We start from the raw sequence: 1,040 nt of genomic DNA, 5'->3' as shown, positions 1-1,040 counted from the left end.
GCGCCGTTAATCCCGTCGGCGCCAGTTCCGCCGCCGCCACCCTGGCCGCCGGTGCCACCGATCCCGGCGTTGCCGGTGGCGCCGGTGCTGCCGCCGGTGCCGCCGCTACCGGTTCCGCCTCCGCCACCGCCGGCGCCCGCGCTGCCGCCTTGGCCGCCGTCGCCGCCGGTGCCGCCGACGCCGGTGGTGCTGTCGGCGCCGGAGCCGCCGGTGCCGCCGGTGCCGCCCTTGCCGCCCACGCCGCCGGTGCCGCCGGAGCCGTTGGTGCCACCCACACCGGAGTCGCCGCCTTGGCCACCCTGCCCGCCGGCCCCGCCGGCGAATCCGCTGCCACCGGTGGCGCCGCTGCCCGCTGCGCCGTTAATCCCGTCGGCGCCAGTTCCGCCGCCGCCACCCTGGCCGCCGGTGCCACCGATCCCGGCGTTGCCGGTCGTGCCCACAATGCCGCCGGTGCCGCCGCTGCCTACGCCGCCGCCACTTCCGCCGGCACCCGCTGCGCCGCCGACACCACCCTCGCCGCCGGTGCCGCCCACGCCGGTGGTGCTGTCGGCGCCGGAGCCGCCGGTGCCGCCGGTGCCGCCTTTGCCGCCGACGCCGCCGGTGCCGCCGGAGCCGTTGGTGCCACCCAGACCCGAGTCGCCGCCTTGGCCACCTTGTCCGCCGGCCCCGCCGGCGAACGCGGTACCGCCGGTGGCGCCGCTGCCCGCTGCGGCGTCGGTGCCGTCAGCGCCTTGGCCGCCGCCGCCACCCTGGCCGCCGGTGCCACCAGTGCCGGCCTTGCCGGTGGCGCCGGTGCTGCCGCCGGTGCCGCCGCTGCCTACGCCGCCGCCACCTCCGCCGGCACCCGCTGCGCCGCCGACACCACCCTCGCCGCCGGTGCCGCCCACGCCGGTGGTGCTGTCGGCACCACTGCCGCCGGTGCCGCCGGTGCCGCCCTGACCGCCGACGCCGCCGGCGCCGCCGGAGCCGTTGGTGCCACCCACACCGGAGTCGCCGCCTTGGCCACCTTGTCCGCCGGCCCCGCCGGCGAACCCGGTACC

1 protein-coding gene is annotated in these 1,040 nt (G+C 80.9%); it reads right to left on the bottom strand.

From position 1 onward, the window contains the following. Positions 1-1,040 (bottom strand): hypothetical protein (locus AWC27_RS11925; RefSeq protein WP_211281614.1); only part of this gene is annotated, 1,040 nt, incomplete at both ends.

It is taken from the genome of Mycobacterium szulgai, assembly GCF_002116635.1.
GTDB lineage: Bacteria > Actinomycetota > Actinomycetes > Mycobacteriales > Mycobacteriaceae > Mycobacterium > Mycobacterium szulgai.
This window is presented reverse-complemented; position numbering and strand designations above follow the sequence as displayed.